Source organism: Erythrobacter sp. (assembly GCA_019739335.1).
Taxonomy (GTDB): Bacteria; Pseudomonadota; Alphaproteobacteria; order Sphingomonadales; family Sphingomonadaceae; genus Alteraurantiacibacter.
Map to the genome: position 1 here is coordinate 1,253,611 of CP073261.1, position 22,227 is coordinate 1,275,837.

23 protein-coding genes are annotated in these 22,227 nt (G+C 63.9%); 9 read left to right on the plus strand and 14 right to left on the minus strand.

Translation table 11 applies throughout. From position 1 onward, the window contains the following. Positions 1-35 precede the first annotated feature (35 nt). From JY451_06140 to JY451_06155, 4 genes are all read left to right on the plus strand, one after another. The gene (locus JY451_06140; GenBank protein ID QZH76129.1) at positions 36-1,001 is read left to right on the plus strand and encodes a DnaJ domain-containing protein; all 966 of its coding nucleotides are present in this window, start codon (positions 36-38) and stop codon (positions 999-1,001) included. 85 nt (positions 1,002-1,086) lie between these two features. Further along, positions 1,087-2,121, plus strand: coding sequence for a YihY/virulence factor BrkB family protein (locus JY451_06145; GenBank protein QZH76130.1), 1,035 nt, complete (start codon positions 1,087-1,089; stop codon positions 2,119-2,121). Continuing rightward, positions 2,118-2,921, plus strand: coding sequence for an enoyl-ACP reductase FabI (gene fabI, locus JY451_06150; protein ID QZH76131.1), 804 nt, complete (start codon positions 2,118-2,120; stop codon positions 2,919-2,921). The genes JY451_06145 and fabI overlap by 4 nt, the downstream gene beginning before the upstream one ends. A gap of 15 nt (positions 2,922-2,936) precedes the next feature. Next, positions 2,937-3,374, plus strand: a complete 438-nt coding sequence (locus JY451_06155) for a GFA family protein (protein QZH76132.1) — start codon at positions 2,937-2,939, stop codon at positions 3,372-3,374. Between the two features lie 4 nt (positions 3,375-3,378). Here JY451_06155 and JY451_06160 read toward each other — a convergent pair whose 3' ends face one another. The 9 genes from JY451_06160 to JY451_06200 form a co-directional block, all read right to left on the minus strand. Continuing rightward, positions 3,379-4,017: a hypothetical protein gene (locus JY451_06160; protein ID QZH76133.1), complete on the minus strand. Its 639-nt coding sequence runs from the start codon at positions 4,015-4,017 to the stop codon at positions 3,379-3,381. A gap of 41 nt (positions 4,018-4,058) precedes the next feature. Beyond that, positions 4,059-4,577, minus strand: coding sequence for a demethoxyubiquinone hydroxylase family protein (locus tag JY451_06165; protein QZH76603.1), 519 nt, complete (start codon positions 4,575-4,577; stop codon positions 4,059-4,061). A 2-nt stretch (positions 4,578-4,579) separates the two neighbouring features. Beyond that, positions 4,580-5,026, minus strand: a complete 447-nt coding sequence (locus JY451_06170) for a disulfide bond formation protein B (protein QZH76604.1) — start codon at positions 5,024-5,026, stop codon at positions 4,580-4,582. Between the two features lie 61 nt (positions 5,027-5,087). Continuing rightward, complete coding sequence (locus JY451_06175) at positions 5,088-6,422, minus strand: S41 family peptidase (protein QZH76134.1); 1,335 nt, start codon at positions 6,420-6,422, stop codon at positions 5,088-5,090. A gap of 134 nt (positions 6,423-6,556) precedes the next feature. Further along, the gene (locus JY451_06180) at positions 6,557-7,768 is read right to left on the minus strand and encodes a peptidoglycan DD-metalloendopeptidase family protein (protein ID QZH76135.1); all 1,212 of its coding nucleotides are present in this window, start codon (positions 7,766-7,768) and stop codon (positions 6,557-6,559) included. 5 nt (positions 7,769-7,773) lie between these two features. After that, on the minus strand, positions 7,774-8,196 hold the full coding sequence (locus JY451_06185) for a 23S rRNA (pseudouridine(1915)-N(3))-methyltransferase RlmH (GenBank protein ID QZH76136.1): 423 nt from the start codon (positions 8,194-8,196) through the stop codon (positions 7,774-7,776). 124 nt (positions 8,197-8,320) lie between these two features. Beyond that, positions 8,321-8,704 carry a ribosome silencing factor gene (rsfS, locus tag JY451_06190; protein QZH76137.1) on the minus strand — a complete coding sequence of 128 codons (384 nt, stop codon included), beginning with the start codon at positions 8,702-8,704 and terminating at the stop codon, positions 8,321-8,323. A gap of 155 nt (positions 8,705-8,859) precedes the next feature. Further along, the gene (locus JY451_06195) at positions 8,860-9,525 is read right to left on the minus strand and encodes a nicotinate-nucleotide adenylyltransferase (GenBank protein ID QZH76138.1); all 666 of its coding nucleotides are present in this window, start codon (positions 9,523-9,525) and stop codon (positions 8,860-8,862) included. Between the two features lie 12 nt (positions 9,526-9,537). Further along, positions 9,538-10,824 carry a glutamate-5-semialdehyde dehydrogenase gene (locus JY451_06200; protein ID QZH76139.1) on the minus strand — a complete coding sequence of 429 codons (1,287 nt, stop codon included), beginning with the start codon at positions 10,822-10,824 and terminating at the stop codon, positions 9,538-9,540. 315 nt (positions 10,825-11,139) lie between these two features. On the opposite strand from JY451_06200, the gene JY451_06205 reads away from it, so the two are divergent. Next, complete coding sequence (locus JY451_06205) at positions 11,140-12,246, plus strand: M23 family metallopeptidase (GenBank protein ID QZH76140.1); 1,107 nt, start codon at positions 11,140-11,142, stop codon at positions 12,244-12,246. Continuing rightward, on the plus strand, positions 12,179-12,628 hold the full coding sequence (locus JY451_06210) for a polymer-forming cytoskeletal protein (protein ID QZH76141.1): 450 nt from the start codon (positions 12,179-12,181) through the stop codon (positions 12,626-12,628). The genes JY451_06205 and JY451_06210 overlap by 68 nt, the downstream gene beginning before the upstream one ends. Before the next feature lie 70 nt (positions 12,629-12,698). On the opposite strand, the gene JY451_06215 is transcribed toward JY451_06210, so the two are convergent. The 5 genes from JY451_06215 to JY451_06235 all read right to left on the minus strand — a co-directional run bounded on the left by JY451_06215 (position 12,699) and on the right by JY451_06235 (position 17,525). Continuing rightward, entirely contained in the window at positions 12,699-13,415 is a 717-nt protein-coding gene (locus JY451_06215) for a DUF1013 domain-containing protein (protein ID QZH76605.1), read from the minus strand. 111 nt (positions 13,416-13,526) lie between these two features. After that, positions 13,527-14,570 (minus strand): glycosyltransferase family 1 protein, encoded by a 1,044-nt coding sequence (locus JY451_06220; GenBank protein ID QZH76142.1) that lies wholly within the window; start codon positions 14,568-14,570, stop codon positions 13,527-13,529. Beyond that, a complete protein-coding gene (locus JY451_06225; GenBank protein ID QZH76606.1) occupies positions 14,567-15,496 on the minus strand; it encodes a UDP-2,3-diacylglucosamine diphosphatase in 930 nt (309 codons plus the stop codon). The genes JY451_06220 and JY451_06225 overlap by 4 nt, the downstream gene beginning before the upstream one ends. Before the next feature lie 122 nt (positions 15,497-15,618). After that, a complete protein-coding gene (locus JY451_06230; GenBank protein QZH76143.1) occupies positions 15,619-16,530 on the minus strand; it encodes a hypothetical protein in 912 nt (303 codons plus the stop codon). Further along, positions 16,527-17,525: an NAD(P)H-quinone oxidoreductase gene (locus JY451_06235; protein QZH76144.1), complete on the minus strand. Its 999-nt coding sequence runs from the start codon at positions 17,523-17,525 to the stop codon at positions 16,527-16,529. Before JY451_06235 ends, JY451_06230 begins: the two co-directional genes overlap by 4 nt. 136 nt (positions 17,526-17,661) lie before the next feature. On the opposite strand from JY451_06235, the gene JY451_06240 reads away from it, so the two are divergent. The 3 genes from JY451_06240 to JY451_06250 all read left to right on the plus strand — a co-directional run bounded on the left by JY451_06240 (position 17,662) and on the right by JY451_06250 (position 22,208). Next, positions 17,662-17,868, plus strand: coding sequence for a DUF1192 domain-containing protein (locus tag JY451_06240; GenBank protein ID QZH76145.1), 207 nt, complete (start codon positions 17,662-17,664; stop codon positions 17,866-17,868). 183 nt (positions 17,869-18,051) lie between these two features. Next, positions 18,052-20,427, plus strand: a complete 2,376-nt coding sequence (gene clpA, locus JY451_06245) for an ATP-dependent Clp protease ATP-binding subunit ClpA (GenBank protein ID QZH76146.1) — start codon at positions 18,052-18,054, stop codon at positions 20,425-20,427. Between the two features lie 56 nt (positions 20,428-20,483). Beyond that, positions 20,484-22,208 carry a M1 family metallopeptidase gene (locus tag JY451_06250; protein ID QZH76147.1) on the plus strand — a complete coding sequence of 575 codons (1,725 nt, stop codon included), beginning with the start codon at positions 20,484-20,486 and terminating at the stop codon, positions 22,206-22,208. The last annotated feature ends 19 nt before the right edge of the window (positions 22,209-22,227 follow it).

The window sequence follows — 22,227 nt, forward strand, 5'->3', positions numbered from 1 at the left end:
TGCTTAAACATTCCGCATTACCTAGCTAACACACCATGAGCGACCCCTATTCCACCCTCGGCGTCAGCCGTTCGGCAAGCGAGGCAGACATCAAGTCCGCCTATCGCAAGCTGGCCAAGGAATTGCACCCGGACCGCAACAAGGACAATCCTGCAGCTACCGAACGTTTTTCCAAGGTGACGCAAGCCTATGACCTGCTTTCAGACAAGGACAAGCGCGCGCGGTTCGACCGAGGCGAGATCGATGCCGATGGCAATCCGGCCATGCCGTTTGGCGGTTTCGGCGGCCAGCGCGCGGGCGGCGGGCCGAACGGTTACTCGCAACGCGATTTCCAGGGCTTCGGCAACGAAGATCTCGACATCGGTGACCTGTTCGAAGGCCTGTTCGGGCGCGGCGGCCCCGGTGCGCGTGGCGCACGCCCCGGTGGCGGCTTTGGAGCAGGGGCAGGCGGTTTCCGCCAGCCCCCGCCACCGCCACCGCAGAAAGGCGCGGATATCCGCTACCGGTTGAGCGTCCCCTTCACCGATGCCGCAACCCGCGCCAAGCAGCGCATCACCCTGGCCGACGGCAAGACCATCGACCTGTCGCTCCCCGAAGGCGTCGAGGACGGCACGCAGATGCGCCTGAAGGGCAAGGGTCAGCAGGGGCCGGGCGGCGCGGGAGACGGGATCGTCACCATCGAAGTGCAACCGCACCCGCATTTCTGGCGCGAAGGCGACGATGTCCGGCTCGACCTGCCGATCACGCTTTCCGAGGCCGTCAACGGCGGCAAGGTGAAAGTGCCCACCGTCGATGGTCCGGTGATGCTCACCGTCGCGCCCGGATCGAGTTCGGGCAAGGTCTTGCGCCTCAAGGGCAAGGGTTTCAGCAAGAAGGGCGGCACGCGCGGCGACCAACTGGTGACGCTGGAAATCCACCTGCCGGAGGACATCTCCGAACTGGCGTCCAAGCTCGAAGGCTGGAGCGATGCCGGCGATCCGCGTGCCGGAATGGGCGGCTGAAACGCACGCCGCGCCAATGCGTTAATCCCGACTTGGCAGGCCGCATCGCTCGACAGCCCGCCATACGCTGGTAGAAGGCCCCGCTATGGCACCCCCCGGACTGCACGAAGAGGAGCCGCACTCAGGGCCGCCGCCGGCCGACTATTCGCCCGAAGCACGGGCACAGGCCGCGCGCATGGCGCCCGCCCGAACCGGCCTGTCGCGGCACGTCGGCCCCGGCACCCGCTTTTTCGAAGTGCTGAAGCGAGTGGTCATCGGATGCTTCAACGACGGCATGATCCATGCGGGCAATCTGGCCTACATGTCAGTGCTGGCGATCTTTCCCTTCTTCATCCTCGCTGCTGCGGTGTTCTCCACGCTCTGGGCCGATGCCGACCGTGCTTCGACGATCACAACGCTCCTTCTCACGCTACCGCCGGTGGTGGCCGAGGTAATCGGCCCGGTAGCGCGCAACGTGGTCGAATCGCGCAGCGGCTGGCTGCTGTGGATCGGCGGCGCGGTTGGTCTGTGGACCGTGGGCAGCCTGATCGAAACGATCCGCGATATTCTCCGCCGCGCCTACGGCACCAGGCCCACGCAGGCGTTCTGGAAATATCGGCTGTTCACCAGCGGAATCATCATCGGCGCGGTGCTGCTGCTGATGCTGTCGCTAATTGCACAGGTGCTGATCGGCGCGGCGCAGGAAGTGATCGCTGCCTATATCCCCGAACTGACCCGGATGTTGGGTCAACTGCAATTATCGCGCATTATCCCGGCGATCGGGCTCTATGCCTCGCTGTTCCTGCTGTTCGTCTCGCTCACTCCGGCCAAGTATCGCACCAAGCGCTACCCCAAATGGCCGGGCGCGCTGCTGGTGACGGTGTGGTGGGTGCTGGTGACGGTGGCGCTGCCGCCCGTGCTGCGCAGCCTGTTCACCTACGATCTGACCTACGGTTCGCTCGCCGGATTCATGATCGCGCTTTTCTTTTTCTGGCTAGTGGGATTAGGGATGGTCGCCGGGGCGGAATTGAATGCGGCGCTGGCGGAAACGCCGGAAGAAGCGCGTAACCGGATCGGCCTCGCCGACGACCGGGCGCGCCGGGAAGCCGCCAAACTTGACGAGGAGGACACGATCGCATGACAGGGCTGATGGCGGGCAAGAAGGGCCTGATCATGGGATTGGCGAACGACAAGTCGCTGGCCTGGGGTATCGCGCAGAAGCTGCATTGGGCGGGCGCGGAGATGGCGTTCTCCTACCAGGGCGAAGCGCTGAAAAAGCGAGTCGGCCCGCTGGCGGAGCAGGTTGGCAGCGACTTCCTGATCGAATGCGACGTTTCCGACATGGAGGCGATGGACACCGCTTTTGCCGAAATCGAAGCGCGCTGGGGCAAGCTGGATTTCCTCGTCCACGCGATCGGCTTTTCGGACAAGAACGAATTGCGGGGGAAATATGTCGACACCAGCCTCGACAATTTCCTGATGACGATGAACATTTCCGCTTATTCGCTGGTCGCCGCCGCCAAGCGCGCGCGGCCATTGATGAGTGAAGGTGGCAGCATCGTCACCCTCACCTACTACGGTGCGGAGAAAGTTGTGCCGCATTACAACGTGATGGGGGTGGCCAAGGCGGCGCTGGAAACGAGCGTGCAGTACCTTGCCAACGACCTTGGGCCGGAGGGTATCCGCGTCAACGCGATCAGCGCCGGGCCGATCAAGACGCTGGCGGCGAGCGGGATCGGCGATTTCCGCTATATCCTCAAATGGAACGAGCTGAACGCGCCGCTGCGGCGCAATGTCACCATCGAGGATGTTGGAGGGGCGGGGCTGTACTTCTGCTCCGAACTGTCTTCCGGGGTGACGGGCGAAGTACATCATGTCGATGCGGGCTATCATGTCGTCGGGATGAAGCAGGAAGACGCGCCGGATATTGCTTTGACCTGATTTTTTGTTCGTTATATGTTCCTATTGATTCGCAGTAAAGGGGAGCAGGACATGATCGAAGGCGGATGCCGCTGCGGCGCGATACGGTACGAGGCTGAGGGCGAGCACGCGCACCATGCGCTGTGCCATTGCCGCGATTGCCAGATGGCGGCTGGTGCCCCCGTAGTCGCTTGGCTCGCAATGCCGAACACCGGGTTCCTGATAACACAGGGAGTGCCGGTGCGTTACACCGCGCCTTCGGGAGCCACGCGGATGTTCTGCGGCAACTGCGGCACGCCGCTGTTCTTCGTCAACGAGGAGGTGCTGCCGGGGATTGTCGACATCCAGTCGGTCACGCTGGATGCACCCGAATCCGTGGCGGTGCAGGCGCAGATCCAGACCGCCGATCGGCGGAGCTATATGGAAACGCTCGACAATCTGCCTTCTTTCACCCGATATCCTGGCGGCGAATAGCGGCTCAGTCGTCCTCGGTAACAATCGCCGGGGGCGTGGCGGGGATCGCCGAGGGATCGACGATCTCCACCGGCACCGCGCTTTCGCCCGGCAGCAGTTCACCCTGCGCGGCGGCGCGGCGTTCGAATTCGATCCGCTCCAACTCTTCCACCCGCGCCTGATAGGCGGCGGCATCGTCGTCGATCTCGGCCAGTCGCTCCCCGCGAGCCTGCGCGATCAATTCGGCCATCCGCACGTCGCTGCCTGCCGCACGCTCGGCATAGGCCTGCTCGATCATTTCCATTGTACAGCCCAGATCGCCGCCAGCACCCGCCGGGGTGCAGCTCAGCGGGCCGAAAGCGCCAACAGCTTCGAAGCTTTCGACCCGGCGGGTCCAGCTCTCGTTCTCGGGCGAGCCGCTCTGGCGCAGGCGCGGAGGGATGCGGTAGCGCTCGCTCTCATCGAGCCGGGCGCAGACCGTAATGGTATTCTCGTCCGACTGCGGACATTCGTCCTCGCCGAAAATGATGACCTGGTTCACCCGGTCTCCACCATCATCCTGCGCGGCGGCTGGCATGGACCAAAGCGCGCCAAGCAGCGCAGCGGCGGGGGCAAGGGTGAGCGAGTGGTTCATCATGATCCTCGGAATAGCACGTTCGGGCATTCAGCGCTTCCCCAATTGAACGCGCGATGAAGGGCTGCGTTTCAGATTTTCTGCGAAATCCGGATCGCAGCGCGGCAACCCAGCCGGATTGCGGCGGAGAGCAGTGGATAGGCGGGCGCGCGTTCCGCCCCGGCGGCGAAGGCCGCATCGCGGTGCTCGATCTCGTCTTCGCGAAAGCGGGCGATCATTTCGGCCAGTTCGGGGTCGTCGCCATCGCGTTCAAGTTCGTCCAGCTGCTGAGAATAGTGCCGGTCGATTTCGGTCTCGACAGCGGCCGTGCAGGCCATCGCCGCTTCGGGTCCAAGCAGCGCCGTGCCTGCACCCAGCGCAAATCCGGCGGCATTCCATAATGGCTGGAGCGCAGTCGGCCGCACTCCGCGCCGCGCCATCAGCGCGTCGAATTCCGCCCGGTGAACCGCTTCCTGTTCCGCCATGCCGCGAATTTCCGCCGAGTGCGGCCCGCGATCACCCATCACCGCCAGTTGCCCGGCATAGATGCGCGTCGCGCCGAATTCGCCCGCCTGATCGACGCGGATCATTTCCGAACGGTCTTTCACCATGCTCACCGGATTTTCTCCTTTGCCAGCAACAGCATCCATATGGCCATTGCCCCGCCGATGGAGAAGAGCGCGTTGAACCCGGCGAGGGAAATACCGGCCAAGGTCCACGCCGCCTGATCGCAGCGGACCACTTCGAAGGAAAACGGATCGCTGCCGGTGCAACCGGTGATCCCCTGCCACCAGCCGTATTCGACCCCTGCATGGAAGCCGCCAATCAGCCCGGAAGTGAAAATGCCGCCCGCAGCAATGGCGATCCACAGCTTGCGGGGTGGTGCCATGGTGGAGAGGAAGGCGAACCCCACGGCGGCAAAGTGGGGGTAGCGCTGCCACCAGCACATTTCGCAGGGAAACAGGCCGAAGCCATATTGGGAAATGTAGGCCCCGGCGAGCAACAACGCGGGAATCGCCAGCGCCAGCCGCTGGGCGAGCTTGTCCGAAGGAGGAAGCATATCAGCCATCAGGCTTCCCTAGCCCTTCACCCGGCATTTGTCGAAGCAAGACCTCGCGCGTTCAGCGCCGCGCCACGACGGTCCCGCCGGTCCGCCGCAGCGTCCGCACTGCATAGTCGAGCTGGAAATCGGTCACGCCCATTTCCTCCAGTTCGGCGGAAGTAAGCTGGAAGCGCGGATCGTCGAGCCGGTCGCGCATAAGCGCCTCGTCCTCGACCCCGATTTCGTTGATCAGGTGCCCGCGAAGGTCGCTTTCGCGCAGAGCGAACCGCTGGCGGCGCTCGGCGTCGGGATCGGACAATTGCGGCACCCGGATGTCGGGCGCGATGCCCCCTTCCTGCACCGAGCGGCCCGAAGGCGTGTAATAGCGCGCGGTGGTCAGCTTGAGCGCCGAATCGCGGGTAAGCGGCAGCAATGTCTGGACAGAGCCCTTGCCGAAGCTGCGTTCGCCCATCACCAGCGCGCGGCGGTGATCCTGCAGTGCGCCCGCGACGATCTCGCTCGCCGAGGCCGAGCCTTCGTCGATCAGCACAATGATCGGCAGTCCTTCGGCAACATCGCCGCGATAGACCGTCTCCGAATCGTAAACGATGGTATCGCGCGGATTGCGCCCGCGCTGCGATACGATCTGGCCTTCATCGAGGAACAGGTCGCTGAGCGCCACCGCCTCGTCAAGGGACCCTCCCGGATTGCGGCGCATGTCGAGCACCAGCCCGGCAAGCTGCCCACTCGCCTGCTGCTCCAGTTCGGCCAGCCCCTGCCGCACGTCGGCACCGACATCGGCGGAGAATTCGTTGACCTGAATGTGACCGATGTTGCCTTCGAGCAGGCTCCAGGTCACCGGCTCCAGTTCGATCACGCCGCGTGTAACCGTAACTTCGAATGCGTCTTCGCGACCGGGGCGGAAGATCGTCAATTCGATGTCGCTCCCCGCAGGGCCGCGCATCTGCGCGACTGCCTGATCGATCTCCAGCCCGAATATCAGCTCGCCGTTGATGTGCGTAATGTAATCGCCTGCCTTGATCCCGGCCTGGTCGGCGGGGCTGCCGCGGAACGGCGAGACGACCTTCACTGCGCCGTCTTCCATCTGCACCGAAATACCAAGGCCCTGGTAATTGCCGTCGATCATGGTGTTGAGCCGTTCCAGCGCGGCTCCGTCGATGTAGGCCGAATGCGGATCGAGAGCGCCGAGCATCCCGTCGATCGCCCCGCGAATCAGCACTTCGTCCTCGACCGGCTCCACATAGCTCGCCTTGATCCGCTGGTAGGTGGCGAACAGCCGCGCGAATTCGGGCGAGGCGCGGCCTTCCACCTGCGCGAAACCGGCCGTGGTGGCGGGCAGCAGGGCAACGGCAGTGCACAGGGCAGCAGCGCGGATCGTGGCGGCGAATTTCATATGAATCGGATTCCTGTTCCGAATGTCCCGGGGGCGTGTCTATCGCATGACAGGGCTTAACGCCAGATGAGGTGAAAGGCGGTACAATTGCCTTCATCGTCACCCCGGACTTGAGCCGGTGGACGAAACTTCGGCTAATTGGCGAACTGCAAGGGATTCACCGGCTCGCCATCGCGGCGCAGTTCGAGCGAAATACTCGGTCGATCAGGCCCGGCGACGCCCAACGGCGCACCGCCGACCACTTCGAGCCCGACCCGCACATCGCTGCGAGCGAGGCCGGTGACCAGGCTGGTCCAGCCCTCGCCGTGTTCGATAATCACGATCTGGCCATAGCCCCGGTACGGCCCGGCAAAGGCGATCCGTCCGGCAGCGGGGGCCACCACCTGAGCACCTGCGATCGGAGCGAGTGTCAGCCCCTGGCTCGGCCCGGAGTCCTGCGGCGCGCCGAAGCCCGCCAACGTGCGCCCCGTAACGGGCAGGATGTAGGGTGCAGGGGCGGTGCTGGCGGCGGCGCTGGCCGTTGCAGCGGGCGCAGTCTCCTCCACGCGCGCCGAAGCAGGGGCGACAGGGCGCGGGCGCGGTCCGGGCAATGCCGCCAGCCGCTGGCGCAAGGCGGCGGCGCGGTCGAGTTCGTCGACGAGCCCGTCGAGATCGGTCACCTGTTCGGATAAGGCCAGTGCGCGTTCGGCTTCACGGTTGGCCTCGCTCCCGGCGGCGCGCGCGGCAAGCCTTTCGCGGCTTTCGATTTCCGCCAGTTCCGCGCGCCGCACACCCAGTGTCACTTCCTCGGCGCGCAAGGCCTCTGCCGTCTGCGCCGCTTCGATCCGAAGTTGCGCGGCACGGGCGATCTGGCCGCGCAATCCTGCCGTATTCGCCTGCACCTGTGGCACGGCATTGTGCAGCATGGCGCGCAGGTAAACCACATCTTGCACTTCACCCGGTCGCAGCACCGATAGCGCCACCGGTCGGCGGGAGAATTGCTGGAGCGCCGCAGTCAGGCGGACCAGCGGGCGCTGCTCACGGCCCAAAGTCTCGCGCAATTCGGCACGTTCGCGGGTGACCAGCGAGATCCGTGCGCGGGCTGCTGCGATCCCGGCTTCGGCCTGCTGGATTCGGGCAGCGAGCGCGGCGCTTTCGCGGGCCGCCCGTTCGGCAGCATCTTCGGCCTGCGCGGCTTCGGCTTCGAGCCGTTCGCTGCGCGCTTCAGCAGCGCGGCGTTCTGCAAGCGCGGCGTTCAATGCGGCGCGCGTCTCAGCTGCATCGTTGAACTCTGGTGCGCGCTGCCCGAATGCGGCCGCCGCGAAGGCAAGCGCCGATAGTCCGAGAAGGAGCGTGCGGTGCGCCATGGCCGCTATCCTGCCCGATGATAGGGGTGCCCGGCAAGCAGGCTGGTGGTGCGGAACAATTGCTCCATCAGCATGGCGCGGGCAAGCAGGTGCGGCCAGGTGGCCCTGCCGAAGGAGAGCAGCAGATCGGCGGATTCGCGCTCGGACTGGCTGTGCCCGTCCGCCGCGCCGATGACCATGCGACATTCGCGCACGCCGCTGTCACGCCAGCGTTCGAGGATGTGTGCGAAGTCCTCAGAGCCGAGGTTCTGGCCCTTTTCGTCGAGCAGCACTGTCCTGTAGGGCGTCAACGGTTCGGGGATGCGTCCGCCCGCTTCGGGCAACTCAGTCAGCTTGAGCGGCCACGCAATCCGCTTCGCATAGCGTTCGACCAGTTCGGCCTCCGGAGACCGGGCAATCTTCCCGCGCGCGATGACATGGAGGAGCATGAGGAGCGGTCCCGTTGGCGACAAGCTCCCCTCCCGCTGGCGGGAGGGGCCGGGGGTGGGCCTGAATCGTGGGGTGTGGTCGTTCCCACCCCTAACCCCTCCCGCCAGCGGGAGGGGGACTTGGTCAAGCCGTCCCCATCTGCCGGGTCATGCCGTCCTCGCCGAAGCCCCACATCCGCTCGAGATTGTAGAAGCTGCGCACTTCGGGGCGGAACAGGTGGACGACGACATCGCCGGCATCGATCAGCACCCAGTCGGCAGCGGGCAGGCCTTCGATGCGCGGGCTCGATTGGCCGGCTTGCTTGATCTTTTCCGCCAGCTTCTGCGCCATAGCCGCAACCTGCCGCGTGGAACGACCCGAGGCGACGATCATGTGATCGGCAATCGAGCTCTTGCCCGCGAGCGGGATGGAGACGAGTTCCTGCGCCTGATCGTCGTCAAGCTGCTGGAGAATCAGTTCGTGAAGCGAACCGGGTTCGGCGACAATTGGGTTTTCGGTATCAGACATGGAAAAGGTCGATGCTGCTGCGGTGGCTGGCCCTTGCACATTCGCGCCGTCTGGCGCTGCATTGCTTTCTGGGATCATCGCGATGGCTCATGCTCCTGAACGGTTGGAATGGCGACAGGGTTCCACCCCGAAGAGGGGACTTCGGGAGCCCGGCTTCATGCCGCGCGCCCTTCGGATCTGTCGATGATCGGGGAATGCGTCACTTCATCCCAAAGCGCAGCGGTGGAATACCGGCCTGCCCAGTGAGGATCCGCCCGGCGTATCTCGGTGGCCGAACGCGGATCGGGATCGAAACGCAGCTCTATCAGCGCGGGTGCGCTCCATTCGCTTCGGTTGTGCAATCCGGCTGCGGACAACCGGAAATTCCGCAGCCAGGCCATTGCGGGGCTCGCAATAGCGCTGCGGTCATACCCCGGGCGGGCGATAACGGCAATGGGCATTTCCCTGGCGATAGCCCGCCAGGCCTTCCAGCGGTGGAACTGCACCAGATTGTCGGAGCCCATCAGCCAGACGAACCGGCGTTTGGGGTAGCGGCGCTTCAAGGCGCGTAACGTATCGATGGTGAAGCTTGTACCCAGTTCCGCCTCTATTGCGGTGACGCGGATCGGGGCGTTGCGGCTTTTCGCGCGAGCCGACCGCACACGAGAGGAAAGCGGGGCCATGCCAGCCTTGGGCTTGAGCGGATTGCCGGGAGAGACCAGCCACCACGCCTCGTCCAGTCCCAGCGCGGCAATCGTGAACAGGGTGATCCGCCGGTGTCCTGCATGGGCGGGGTTGAAGCTGCCGCCCAGCAGGCCTGTTATGGGACCATTCCTGCGCAAACGGGAGGCGGCTCAGGCCCGCGCCTGGCCGGTGCCAAGCACTTGCCACTTGTAAGTCGTCAGCCCTTCCAGCGCCACCGGCCCGCGCGCGTGCAGTCGCCCGGTGGCGATGCCGATTTCCGCGCCCAGCCCGAATTCGCCACCGTCGGCAAACTGGCTGGAGGCGTTGTGCATCACGATGGCGCTGTCGACTTCGGCGAGGAAACGCTGTGCTGCCGCTTCGTCGGCGGTGATAATGGATTCGGTGTGGCCGGAGGAATGTGCGGCGATATGCGCCATCGCCGCTTCAAGTCCGTCCACTACCGCGACCGACAGCACCGCATCGAGATATTCGGTGTCCCAATCCTCGGCAGTGGCGGGTTTTACGCGCGGATCGATGGCCTGGGCGCGCAAATCGCCGCGCAGTTCGCAGCCCGATGCGGCGAGCGCTGCGATCACTCCGCCTGCTGCGGGAAAAGCGGCATCGATCAGCAAGGTCTCCATCGCTCCACAAATGCCGGTACGGCGCATCTTGGCGTTGACTGCCACGGTCCGCGCCATTTCCGGATCGGCGGCGGCGTGGATGTAGGTGTGGCAAATCCCGTCGAGGTGGGCGAGCACCGGCACGCGGGCATCGGCCTGCACCCGTGCGACCAGTCCCTTGCCGCCCCGCGGTACGATCATGTCAATCAAACCCGCCGCCTTCAGCATCGCTCCGACAGCTTCGCGGTCCTGCGTCGGCAGCAACTGGATTGCCTCGGCAGGCAGACCTGCACTTTCCACCCCCCGCACGAAAGCAGCATGCAAGGCGCGGTTCGAATGCACCGCCTCACTGCCGCCGCGCAGCAGCGCCGCATTGCCCGATCGCAGGCACAGCGCGGCAGCGTCAGCGGTGACATTGGGGCGGCTTTCGTAGATAATTCCGATCAGCCCGATAGGAATGCGCCGACGCACCAGTTCCATGCCGGCGGGTGCTACTGAGCGATCAATCTCTTCCCCCACCGGATCGGGCAGGGCAGCGACGTTCTCGATAGCCCCTGCAATGGCTTCCAGCCGAGCAGGATCGAGGCGGAGCCGGTCGAGCAGTGCACTCGATAGATCATTGGCCTCACCAGCAGCCACGTCGCGTGCATTCGCCTCGAGAATACTACCCTGCTCATCGCGAATCGCCGCAGCCGCAGCGCGTAATGCCGCCGCCTTCTCGCCATCGCTGGCGCGCGCCAGCATCCGCTGGGCGGCGCGACCGGCGCGTGCGAGCTTCGCAACAAGCTCTGCAGGTGACATCTCGCTCACGGGGGTAATCTTCACATTCTCGTTCATTCGTTGTCCCTAGCATTGCTTTGCGCGTTTGGGGAAGAATCGCACCTACTACCTGTGCAGCGAGGGGCGCATCGAATCGTTCCACACCAAATTGGTTCCCGCCGGAATCAGATTATTTCGCCCTGTGGCAACGACTCATCGCATTCGCTTTTCGACTCGCCCCATGCATAGGGCCCGTGACTCGACGTTGCGGGAGGTTGCGCTATGCCGATGTCACAATAAGTCGTAACAACGGACGGGGTCGTCTTGCAAAATTCAACCGTTGGCGGTCTGCTTGATCGTCTGCGGAACTGGTTTCCCGAGCGTGAGTTTTTCATGCGCTCGCAGGGACAGGTCCGTTTTATCACTATTACCACCCGGATGCAGATGATTGCTGCGGCACTGGCTCTGGTTGCCGTGCTCGGCTGGGCGGTCTCCGTGGGTGGTGCAGCATTCAGCCAGTATCGCGCGAGCGCCGAACACGCATCCCTGCTGGAGCGCGAGGCGCAGGTAGCCGAAGCGCAGGTCCGGTTCGACGCATATTCCAACGGCCTCGAAGCCACCACTGCTCAGCTCAAGGCGCGTCAGGACTATCTCGAAGGCATGGTTGAAAACCTACCCGAGGATCTGATTAGCGAAGAGAGCGATACCGTCAGCGATTCCAGCGGCGAAAGTGCGGAACTGATTTCGATGCTTCGGGAAACCTTCCCCGCCGCTGTCGGTCTCGCTGAGATCGAAGCGCGCCAGCTCGCCTTTGTTGAGCGCCTCACTTTGTTTGCCGACCGCCGCGCCGCCCGCGCGGAACGGGCGATCCGTACCCTTGGTCTCGACCCGCGCTCAATCACCGCCTCAGCCGAGACCGCGATGGGTGGTCCGTTCGAAGCACTTGCCTCCGAAGCCGACGGTTCGCTCGATCCGCGTTTCGAACGGCTCGGCCTCAGCCTTGCGCGGATGAGTGCACTGGAGCGTGGCCTCGAATCGATCCCGCAGGTGATGCCAGCCGACATGAATTCGATGTCATCGGGATTCGGCTATCGCCGTGACCCGTTCAACGGATCTGCTGCGATGCACAGCGGGCTCGATTTCAGCGCTCCGCATGGTTCCCCCATTCACGCCGCCGCCGATGGGCGTGTAAGCTTCGTCGGCGTCAAGTCGGGTTATGGCAACGTCGTTGAAATCAGCCACGGTTCGGGGATGATTACCCGTTATGCCCATATGTCGCGCTTCACCACTCGCGTCGGTGCGCAGGTCGAAGCGGGCAGCGTGATCGGCGCCATCGGTAACACTGGTCGCTCCACCGGCCCGCACCTGCATTTCGAAGTGCGCATCAATGGTCGCGCCGTGAACCCGCGCCCGTTCCTGGAAAGTGCTCCCCATGTTCTCGAAGAAGCCCGCGCCGAATCTCCATCAATTGCCCGCGAAGGCCGTACGCGCGGTGGCTAACGGCGGCAGCACCTTTTCGGTGATCGGCCGCGATGTCACCATCCGCGGCGATATCGAGGCGACGGTTGACCTGCATGTCGACGGCACGGTGATCGGCGACATCCGCTGTGCCTCGCTGGTGCAGGGCGAATCGAGCCGGATCGAAGGCGAGATTACTGCCGAGAGCGCCCGGCTTTCCGGCGCCGTGACGGGCAAGATCGAGGCGCGGACGCTTGTGGTGCTCAAGAGCGCCCGGATCGAGGGCGACGTATCCTATGAAACGCTGACGATCGAACAAGGCGCAAATGTCGATGGTCGCTTCGCCCCGCTTGGTGCAAAAGCGGCATCAGGCAAGCCCGATCTCCAGCTTACCCAGGAAAGCAAGATTCCGCTGGCGGGCTGAACCGCCATATATCCGGTCTGCGGAAAGGAAGGGGCGGTCCTATGCAGGCCGCCCCTCTTGCGTTCGGAAATCAGAAATCTTCGGGTCCGGGCTCGCGCGGGGGATTGGCTTCGGCTTCGCGCTTGGCCACCAGCCACGCTTCGGCTTCGGCTTCCTGCGCAGCGCGCGCAGCGGCCTGCACCGATTCGTCGCGCTCGCGGCGAAGTTCCTCGATCAGCCGTTCCTTGTCCCCGCGCGGATCGGCGGGAGCGGGAGCGATTTCGCCTTCGACTTCTTCCACCGGCCCCGCGCGCTTGACCGCCTTGGCCACTGCCGCGTCGAGTTCGCGCTGCGAACACAGGCCCAGCGTCACCGGATCTTTCGCCTGGATATTCGCGATGTTCCAGTGGCTACGTTCACGGATCGCGTTGATGGTGTTGCGAGTGGTGCCGATCAGGCGACCGATCTGCGCGTCGGAGATTTCCGGGTGGTTGCGGATGATCCAGGCGATACCGTCCGGCTTGTCCTGCCGCTTGCTCACCGGCGTATAGCGCGGGCCCTTGGTGCGGCTGACATCGACCGGGGCCTTCTGCATCACCAGCTTGTAATTCGGATCCGCCTGACCGCGTTCGATTTCCGCATGGTTCAGCTCGCCCGAATGCACTGGATCGCGGCCGGTGTATTTCGAACTGGCCAGATCGTCCGCCATCGCCTGCACTTCCAGTATGTGGAGGCCGCAGAATTCGGCAATCTGGGTGAAGCTCAGCGCAGTATTGTCCACCAGCCAACTGGCGGTGGCGTGCGGCATCAGGGGCTTGGGCTGGTCGGCCACAATCGTTCTCCGAAATAAATAGGGCCGCCCCTTGCGGGACGGCCTCGTCGGCGATGATGTAGTCTCTTTGGCGCCCAAGGGCAAGCGTTAGGCGGTAGCGAGCTTTGCTCCGACGTCGGCGGCGGGCGGCCCGACGGTTTCCAGCCCCGCGAGGAACTGGTCGGCGCTCGCCTGCCAACTGTAGGCGCGACCATGCGCAAGGCATTGCGCCCGATCGAAAGTGAGCGCCTGCGCAATGGCATCCTCAAGTCTCTCCGCCATCGCTCCGCTGCCCGCCTGTAGCACATCGCGCGGACCAGCGACCGGATAGGCGGCTACCGGGGTGCCGCAAGCAAGCGCCTCGATCATTACCAGCCCGAAGGTGTCGGTGCGGCTTGGGAAGACGAACACGTCCGTCCCGGCATAACACGCCGCCAGCGCCGCGCCGCTTTGCCGCCCGAGAAAGTGTCCGTCGGGAAAGCGCGCCTGCAATTTCGCCAGCGCCGGCCCGTCTCCCACCACCACCTTCGATCCGGGGTGGGTGTTGGCCAGAAAAGCTTCGACATTCTTTTCCACCGCGATCCGTCCTACATAGAGCTGGATCGGGCGCGGCAGGTTAAAATAGAGGTCCGGCGGCACGTGATCGGGATGGAAGGTGGCCGTATCCACCCCGCGGCTCCAGTGATGCAGCCGGTCGAGACCCTGCGCGCGCAACTCCTCGCGGATGGTCGGCGTGGACACCATGATCCGTTCTGCCGGGCGGTGGAAATCGCGGATCGCGGGCCAGAACAGGGGCGCCGGAAGTCCGGTGCGGCGAGCGAGATAGTCGGGAAACTGGGTGTGGTAGGCGGTGGTGAAAGGATGCTTGGAGCGCAGGCAATGCCGCCGCGCTGCCCAGCCGAGCGGGCCTTCGGTGGCGATGTGGATGCAATCGGGGGCGAAGGCCGAAATCTTTCGCCCCACCGCGCCTGCTCCTGCCAGCGCTAGCCGGATTTCCGGGTAGGAAGGTGCGGGGAGGGAGCGGAACTGATCGGGCGCAATCACCTGCACCACATGCCCACGGCGAAGCAGCTCGCCCATCACCGCAGTCAGCGTTCGCACTACCCCGTTGACTTGCGGATGCCATGCGTCGGTGACGATAGCGATCCTCATGCGGCTTCAGCCACTGCAAGGGTTTGCTTGGTAACTTCGGTTTCGCGCTTGGCAACTTCGTCGGGCCAGTGGAGGATTTCCATCCGCCCGTCGGCATGTTCGACCAGGGCGTTGCAGCCTTCTACCCAGTCGCCGTCGTTCCAGTATTCGATGGTCTTGCCGTGATGATCGAACAGCCGGTGTTCGGCGGTGTGAATGTGGCCGCAGACCACCCCGTCCACCCCGCGCTCCCCGGCGGCGCGGGCGACCACTTCCTCGTACTTGCCGATGAATTCGACCGCGTTCTTGACCTTGTGCTTGGCCATCTTGCTGAGCGACCAGTAGGGCAGGTCCAGCGCGCGGCGCACTGCATTGACCCACAGGTTCAGCCCCATCACGAAATGGTAGGCCGCGTCCCCGACGAAGGCGAGCCAACGGTGCGAGAGCATCACCGCATCGAATTCGTCACCGTGCAGCACCATCAGCCGCCGTCCGTCCGCCGTATCGTGGAAAGCCGCACGGCGAATTTCGATGCCGCCGAAGTTCAAGCCAGTGAACTGGCGGAACATTTCGTCATGATTGCCGGGGATGTAAACGATGCGGGTGCCCCGCTTGGCGCGCTTGAGCAGCCGCCAGACGATATCGTTGTGTTCGGCTGGCCAGTAGAACTTCTTCTTCAGCCGCCAGCCGTCGATGATGTCGCCCGCCAGATAGAGTGTTTCGCTGTCCACATTGTCGAGGAAGTCGATCAGCAGTTCTGCATTGCAGCCCTTGGTGCCGAGATGGACGTCGGAGATCCAGACAGTGCGGTACTTGCGCCGCTGCTCATGGTTGGGTTCGGGAATGACCGGCTTGCGGCGTTCGAAGTCCGCCATGGCCGCAACGCCGCCGCTGTTGAAGCCATCGCTGAGATTACCGAGCTCGCCTTCGAGATATCCGCCGAACATGCTGGCCTGCTTTCGTGAAACCATCTTCTGGCTTCGCGTTCATGCCCGATGTTTGTGACAGCCGAATCGCAGTTCGGCGGCAATTGGGTGACAGTGTGAAGGTTGGGCGTCAGCCTTGGGGGTCAGCGCACCACGTAGGGCTGCGGCGCGAGCCACGGCGAAACCATGTTGTACGGCACGGTTACGAAGCAGGCCTCCACCGCCGCAATCTTGCCGCCGGTGATCTTGAACAGTTCGAGCAGCACGAAGCTATGCGGGAAGTGGAAGATGCTCTTGTGGCGGCTGCCGTCGATCCAGGTGATGTCGGTCAGGTGGCCGGCGTGGTCAATAAACCCGGCCGAGAGCACCAGGCCCTTCTGTTCGTCGACCAGCGGGTGGCGGCGATCGCGCACCCGGTCATCGTACTTGTACTGGCCTAGCCGGAACTGATCGGCGGTGCCCATCGCGGCGATGGGATAGCCTTCGATCCGGGTGTTGGTGGTTTGCAGCCCGTTCTCGATCCGGTCGCAATCGTCCGTAAATTCGGTCAAAAGCGTGCCGTCATTCAGTTGCAGCGTATCGAAGTATCCATCCGCCAGCGAAATCATCCGCGCACGGCCCACGCGCTCGCTTTCCGGCACGTCTGCGAGCAGCAGGGGGCGCGGGCGGCGCGCATCGTCCACCTGCGGGAAGGGACCGAGCTCGTGCGGGCGGCAGATGATCGTCTCGACCTCGGCGATCTTCCCACCCCGCAGCGCGAGGCGCAGGCACATGACCGATGCATCCGGGCCTTCCTCGACATGGCCGAACCAGCAGGCCTGCCCGGTCACGGTATCGACCGCGGTGAGGCGATAGTCGCGGCGCACTTTCCCGACGGTGTTCCACAACCCGTCCCCCAGCGCGAGCTGGACGTTGTTTTCAGTGAACACGACATGCTCGGCCCAGTCGACCCGCGACACATCGCGCGCTTCCAGCCCATCGAGATAGGAGTCGATGGCGGCTTCGAGCGTATCCCGGCTCACTGGATCGTGGCGCGAATTTGTGGTCATGCTCATTCCTCTCCCACCTTCAGCACAATCTTGCCGACGTGCTCGCCCGCTTCCATCCGCGCATGGGCGGCGAAGGCTTCGGCGAGCGGGTAGATCCGGTCCATCACCGGGCGCAACTCGCCGTCTTCCACCAGCGGCCAGACTTCGCGGAATAGTTCGTCCGCCACCAGGCCCTTGAACACGTCACTGCGGGCGCGCATCGTCGATCCGGTAATGCTTTGGCGCTTCACCATCAGTTTGATGAGATTGATCTCGGACTTGGGGCCGCCGAGCGTGGCGATTACCACCAGCCGGCCGTCTTCTGCCAAGCAATCGAGGTTGCGCTGGGTGTAGCTGCCCGCCACCACATCGAGAATGACGTCAGCGCCGCGCGCGCCCGTCAGTTCGAGCACCCGGGCGGAAAAATCCTCGGTGCGGTAATTGATCGCATGATCCGCACCCATTGCCAGCGCAGCGGCGCACTTCTCGTCCGATCCGGAGGTGGTAATCACCGTCATCTCGAAAAGCTTGGCCAGCGTGATCGCCATGGTCCCGATCCCGCTCGTGCCGCCATGGACCAGCAGCACCTCGCCATCGCGGGCAAAGCCGCGCTGGAAGACATTGTGCCAAACGGTAAACAGCGTTTCGGGCAGAGCCGCCGCTTCCGCCATCGACATGTCCGCAGGAACCGGCAGGCAATGCTCGGGTCGAGCCAGACAGTATTCCGCGTAGCCGCCGCCGGTCACCAGCGCGCAGACGCACTTGCCCAGTTCGCCGCCGAGAGTGCTGGCATCGACGCCAGCGCCCAGCGCCACCACTTCGCCCGCGATCTCCAGCCCCGGCAGGTCCGATGCCCCGGGAGGCGGCGGGTAGATCCCCCTGCGTTGCAGGCAATCGGGGCGGTTGACCCCCGCGTGGCTCACCTTGATCAGCACTTCGCCCGGCCCCGGCTGCGGCACCTTGCGCTGCACCAGCCGCAGGACCTCCGGCCCCCCGGGCGCGCCGATTTCGACCGCAGCCATAAGCTCCGGCAATTCGCTGACTGCTCTGCCTGCCCCAGTCACTTGCGTGTCACCCCTGCAATACCCCCGCTTCTCCCCCGTCCCTAGTCACGCGCACCATTGACAGCAAGGCCATGCCTTGTGATGCTGCACCGCAATGGAAGATGACGACCTTCCCCGGATCCGTTCCGACGCGGCGAGCCTTCTCGCAAGTGAAAGCCTCGACACCTATTCGCAGGACGAATTGCTCGCGCGTGTCGCCCAGCTCGAAGCGGAAATCGCGCGGGTGAAGGCGCACCACGCCAGGGCGGCGAACCATCGCAAATTGGCGGAATCGCTGTTCCAGCCCAGAGAGACCGACTGATGGGCCGGGCATGGTCCTTCATCCCTCTCGAAATTGCGCCAAAGCGCACCATATTCAGCACATGCTCCGGGGCTCCTTGCCTCGGGGGTCATATGCCCGGCTCGTTAGCCCGGCGTTAACCATGGCAGGCGCAGCCTCTTGCCCAGCCCCGCAGTCGGCGTAAGCCGTATCTAAGGACCCAGAATGCCCAGTTTCGCCCAGAACCTCGAAAAGACCCTCCACACCGCGATCCAGCACGCGATCGACCGCGCACATGAGTACGCAACGCTGGAGCACCTGCTGCTGGCCCTGGTGGACGATAGCGATGCTGCGGCGGTGATGAACGCTTGCGGCGTCGATACGGAGGAACTGACCGGGGTAGTGCGCCAGTATCTCGATCAAGAATACCAGTCGCTCAAGACCGACGAGGACGCCGATCCGCAGCCCACTGCCGGTTTCCAGCGGGTGATCCAGCGCGCGATCCTGCACGTCCAGTCCTCGGGCAAGGACATGGTGACCGGTGCTAACGTGCTGGTGGCGCTGTTCTCCGAACGCGATTCCTATGCCGTCTATTTCCTCCAGCAGCAGGACATGAGCCGGCTCGATGCGGTGAGTTTCATCAGCCACGGCATTGGCAAGGGTGGTCGCCAGCTGGAAAGCCGCAGTCCCGAAGGCGCCGAGGAAGAAACGCAGGCGCGCGGCGAGGAAAAGCCCGAGAAGAACAAAAAGGATTCCGCGCTCGACCAGTTCTGCGTCAACCTGAACCAGAAGGCGCTGGACGGGAAGATCGATCCCCTTATCGGGCGCGGTCCGGAAGTGGACCGGACGATCCAGATCCTCTGCCGCCGCAGCAAGAACAACCCGCTCTATGTCGGCGATCCCGGCGTCGGCAAGACCGCGATTGCCGAAGGGCTGGCGCGCAAGATCGTCGAAGGCGACGTGCCCGAAGTGCTCGAACCGGCAGTGATCTATTCGCTCGACATGGGCGCGCTGCTGGCAGGCACCCGCTATCGCGGCGATTTCGAGGAACGGCTGAAGCAGGTTGTCAACGAGCTCGAAAAGTTGCCTGATGCCATTCTTTTCATTGACGAAATCCACACCGTGATCGGCGCCGGGGCAACCAGCGGCGGAGCGATGGATGCAAGCAACCTGCTCAAGCCCGCGCTGTCCAGCGGGGCGATCCGCTGCATCGGTTCAACCACCTACAAGGAATTCCGCAATCATTTCGAAAAGGATCGCGCACTGCTGCGGCGGTTCCAGAAGATCGATGTGAACGAGCCGACGGTGGAGGATACGATCAAGATCCTGCGCGGCCTGCGCACCGCGTTCGAAGAGCATCACAAGGTCAAGTACACTCCCGATGCGATCAAGACCGCAGTGGAAATGAGCGCGCGCTACATCAACGATCGCAAGCTGCCCGACAAGGCGATCGACGTGATCGACGAAGTCGGCGCGATGCAGATGCTGGTGCCGCCAAGCCGCCGGAAGAAGACCATCACCTCGAAGGAAATCGAGAAGGTGGTGGCGACAATGGCGCGCATCCCACCGAAGTCCGTAAGCAAGGACGACAAGGCCGCGCTCGCCAGCCTGGAAAAGGATCTGAAGCGCGTTGTCTTCGGGCAGGATCCGGCGATCGAGAAGCTCTCGGTGGCAATGAAGCTCAGCCGCGCAGGCCTTCGCGATCCGGACAAGCCGATCGGCTCGTTCCTGTTCTCCGGCCCCACCGGCGTGGGCAAGACCGAAGTCGCAAGGCAGCTGGCGGAAATCATGGGGATCGAACTCAAGCGGTTCGACATGTCCGAATACATGGAACGCCATTCCATCTCGCGGCTGATCGGCGCCCCTCCGGGCTATGTCGGCTACGATCAGGGAGGGCTGCTCACCGATGCCATCGACCAGCACCCGCACTGCGTGCTGCTGCTCGACGAAATCGAGAAGGCGCATCCGGATCTGTTCAACATCCTGTTGCAGGTAATGGATAACGGCCGCCTCACCGATCACCACGGCAAGACAGTGGATTTCCGCAATGTCGTACTGATCATGACGACCAATGCCGGCGCGTCCGACGCGGCCAAGCAGGGCATCGGTTTCGGATCGGGGCAGAAGACCGAAGCTTCGGAAGAAGCGGTGAAGAAGATGTTCACTCCGGAATTCCGCAACCGCTTGGATGCGATCGTGCCTTTCGGCTACCTCGGGCAGGAAACCGTCAGCCGGGTGGTGGACAAGTTCATCCTCCAGCTCGAATTGCAACTGGCCGACCAGAACGTGCACATCCAGTTCGACAGCGATGCGCGCGAATGGCTGGGCAAGCGCGGTTACGACAAGCTGATGGGTGCCCGGCCGATGGCACGGCTGATCCAGGAGAAGGTCAAGCAGCCGCTGGCGGAAGAACTGCTGTTCGGCAAGCTGGCGCACGGCGGCGAAGTGCATGTGAGCGTGAAGGAAGATGCGCTCGCCTTCGAACTCACGCCCGCGCCACCCAAGAGCAAGGTTTCGACGAAGAAGAAGGCGTCGGCGAAGAAGGCTCCCGAAGCTCCGGCTGCGGACGGCACTGCCGAGAGCGAGAGTGACGAGGGCTGAGGCTTAGGCCCTAAATCCCGCTAGGCGTAGCGCATGGCGCGGGCTAGTCTCGCATTATGACGCCAAAGATTGCATTGTTCGCGATGGCGGCGGGGGCCTGTGCCCTCGCCGCTCCTGTTTCGGCCCAGCACGCCGTGGAAGCCGTACCTGCGCTCCCCTACAGCGGCCCCCTGCACGAGCGCACCGCGCAAAGCGATCTGCCCCTCGAAGGCCCTCGCGCTGCTATGCGGATCGAGCACGTCGAAATGGTCATGCAGGTGCTTCCCGAAACTCGCTACCTGGCATCGCACAATCGCTATCAGGTGCTCCTGACAGGTGATCTGGATCAGCTCCAGTTCGATCTCGATCCCCGCTATGACGTCGTGCAAGTGTTCGTGGACCGCGAAGACTTGCCGCAAGACAGGTTTCGCAATCGCGATGGTCTGCTGACGATCGACCTGCCCTCCGCTCGCCAGACCGGTGAAATGGTGGAAGTGGATATCATCTACGGCGGCCATCCGCATGTCGCCGCCAATCCGCCGTGGGATGGCGGCTTCGTCTGGGCGCAGACGCCTGCGGGCGAACCGTGGATTGCCACTGCCGTGCAGGGTGAAGGGTGCGACATGTTCTGGCCGTGCATCGATCACTCCTCCAGCCGAATTGGCAGCATCGACATGGAGGTGACGGTACCCGATGGCCTTGTCGCCGCAGGAAATGGTGTATTGGTGGAAACCGTGGCCAACACCGATGGCACGACGACCTATCACTGGAGTGCGCGCAACCCGTCCAACTACGGGATCACCTTGCAAATCGGCCCGTACCAACTGGCCGAGCAGGATTACCAGAGCCGCTTCGGCAACGTGGTCCCGATCCGTTTCTGGCACTTGCCCGGCAGCAAGGCACAGGCGCGGCGACTGGTGGCGGAAATGGCGACCTATCTCGATTTCTTCGAGGAGAGAATTGGGCCTTACCCTTTCGGCGACGAAAAGGCCGGCGTGGCCGAGACTCCGCATCTGGGCATGGAACACCAGACCATCAACGCCTACGGCAACGGCTATCGGCCCGATCCGCTCGGCTACGACTGGCTGTTGCAGCACGAATTCGCGCATGAATGGTTCGCCAACCAGCTGACCAACGCCAGCATCAACCACATGTGGCTGCATGAAGGCATCGGCCAGTGGATGCAGCCGCTCTATCTCGAATGGGCGCGCGGCGAGATGCTCTATGACGCCGAGATGTGGCGGTTCCGGCAGGAGATCCGCAACAATGTCCCGCTGGTATCGCCCGAGGGGCAATTGCCCGATTATAACGATCAGGCGGAGGGCTGGGGCTTCGATATCTACTATAAGGGCGCGTGGGTGATGCATTCGCTGCGCTACCTTGTGGGGGACGAGGTGCTGTTCCCCGCGCTGACCCGGCTGACCTATGGCACCGACACTCCGGTGCCCGGCCAGATCGCCCCGGTGCTGCGCTCCACCGACGATTTCCGGGTGATCCTGGAGGATGCGACCGGGGATGATCTCAACTGGTTCTTCGATACCTATTTCTATCAGGCCGAATTGCCGCGACTGGAGCAGAGCCGCGAGGGCAATGTGCTGACGCTGGAATGGCAGACGACGGCAGAGCGCGCATTCGAGATGCCGGTCGAAGTCAGCATTGCCGGACAGGTACGGCGGGTGGAAATGCCCGGAGGACGCGCGCAGATCACGCTGCCCGATATGCGAGCGCAGGTGCTGGTCGATCCGCGCAACCAGATCCTGATGCACGACGAGGCGATCGAGCGGGCGCGCGGATCGCGATAGGCGGAACGCAGCGGCAAGC

Bases quoted from the DNA above. Each gene is read 5' to 3' on its own strand.
- JY451_06140 (QZH76129.1), top strand. From the start codon at position 36: ATGAGCGACCCCTATTCCACCCTCGGCGTCAGCCGTTCGGCAAGCGAG.
- JY451_06145 (QZH76130.1), top strand. From the start codon at position 1,087: ATGGCACCCCCCGGACTGCACGAAGAGGAGCCGCACTCAGGGCCGCCG.
- fabI (QZH76131.1), top strand. From the start codon at position 2,118: ATGACAGGGCTGATGGCGGGCAAGAAGGGCCTGATCATGGGATTGGCG.
- JY451_06155 (QZH76132.1), top strand. From the start codon at position 2,937: ATGTTCCTATTGATTCGCAGTAAAGGGGAGCAGGACATGATCGAAGGC.
- JY451_06160 (QZH76133.1), bottom strand. From the start codon at position 4,017: ATGCCCGAACGTGCTATTCCGAGGATCATGATGAACCACTCGCTCACC.
- JY451_06165 (QZH76603.1), bottom strand. From the start codon at position 4,577: ATGGTGAAAGACCGTTCGGAAATGATCCGCGTCGATCAGGCGGGCGAA.
- JY451_06170 (QZH76604.1), bottom strand. From the start codon at position 5,026: ATGCTTCCTCCTTCGGACAAGCTCGCCCAGCGGCTGGCGCTGGCGATT.
- JY451_06175 (QZH76134.1), bottom strand. From the start codon at position 6,422: ATGAAATTCGCCGCCACGATCCGCGCTGCTGCCCTGTGCACTGCCGTT.
- JY451_06180 (QZH76135.1), bottom strand. From the start codon at position 7,768: ATGGCGCACCGCACGCTCCTTCTCGGACTATCGGCGCTTGCCTTCGCG.
- JY451_06185 (QZH76136.1), bottom strand. From the start codon at position 8,196: ATGCTCCTCCATGTCATCGCGCGCGGGAAGATTGCCCGGTCTCCGGAG.
- rsfS (QZH76137.1), bottom strand. From the start codon at position 8,704: ATGTCTGATACCGAAAACCCAATTGTCGCCGAACCCGGTTCGCTTCAC.
- JY451_06200 (QZH76139.1), bottom strand. From the start codon at position 10,824: ATGAACGAGAATGTGAAGATTACCCCCGTGAGCGAGATGTCACCTGCA.
- JY451_06205 (QZH76140.1), top strand. From the start codon at position 11,140: ATGCGCTCGCAGGGACAGGTCCGTTTTATCACTATTACCACCCGGATG.
- JY451_06210 (QZH76141.1), top strand. From the start codon at position 12,179: ATGTTCTCGAAGAAGCCCGCGCCGAATCTCCATCAATTGCCCGCGAAG.
- JY451_06215 (QZH76605.1), bottom strand. From the start codon at position 13,415: ATGCCGCACGCCACCGCCAGTTGGCTGGTGGACAATACTGCGCTGAGC.
- JY451_06220 (QZH76142.1), bottom strand. From the start codon at position 14,570: ATGAGGATCGCTATCGTCACCGACGCATGGCATCCGCAAGTCAACGGG.
- JY451_06225 (QZH76606.1), bottom strand. From the start codon at position 15,496: ATGTTCGGCGGATATCTCGAAGGCGAGCTCGGTAATCTCAGCGATGGC.
- JY451_06230 (QZH76143.1), bottom strand. From the start codon at position 16,530: ATGAGCATGACCACAAATTCGCGCCACGATCCAGTGAGCCGGGATACG.
- JY451_06235 (QZH76144.1), bottom strand. From the start codon at position 17,525: ATGGCTGCGGTCGAAATCGGCGCGCCCGGGGGGCCGGAGGTCCTGCGG.
- JY451_06240 (QZH76145.1), top strand. From the start codon at position 17,662: ATGGAAGATGACGACCTTCCCCGGATCCGTTCCGACGCGGCGAGCCTT.
- clpA (QZH76146.1), top strand. From the start codon at position 18,052: ATGCCCAGTTTCGCCCAGAACCTCGAAAAGACCCTCCACACCGCGATC.
- JY451_06250 (QZH76147.1), top strand. From the start codon at position 20,484: ATGACGCCAAAGATTGCATTGTTCGCGATGGCGGCGGGGGCCTGTGCC.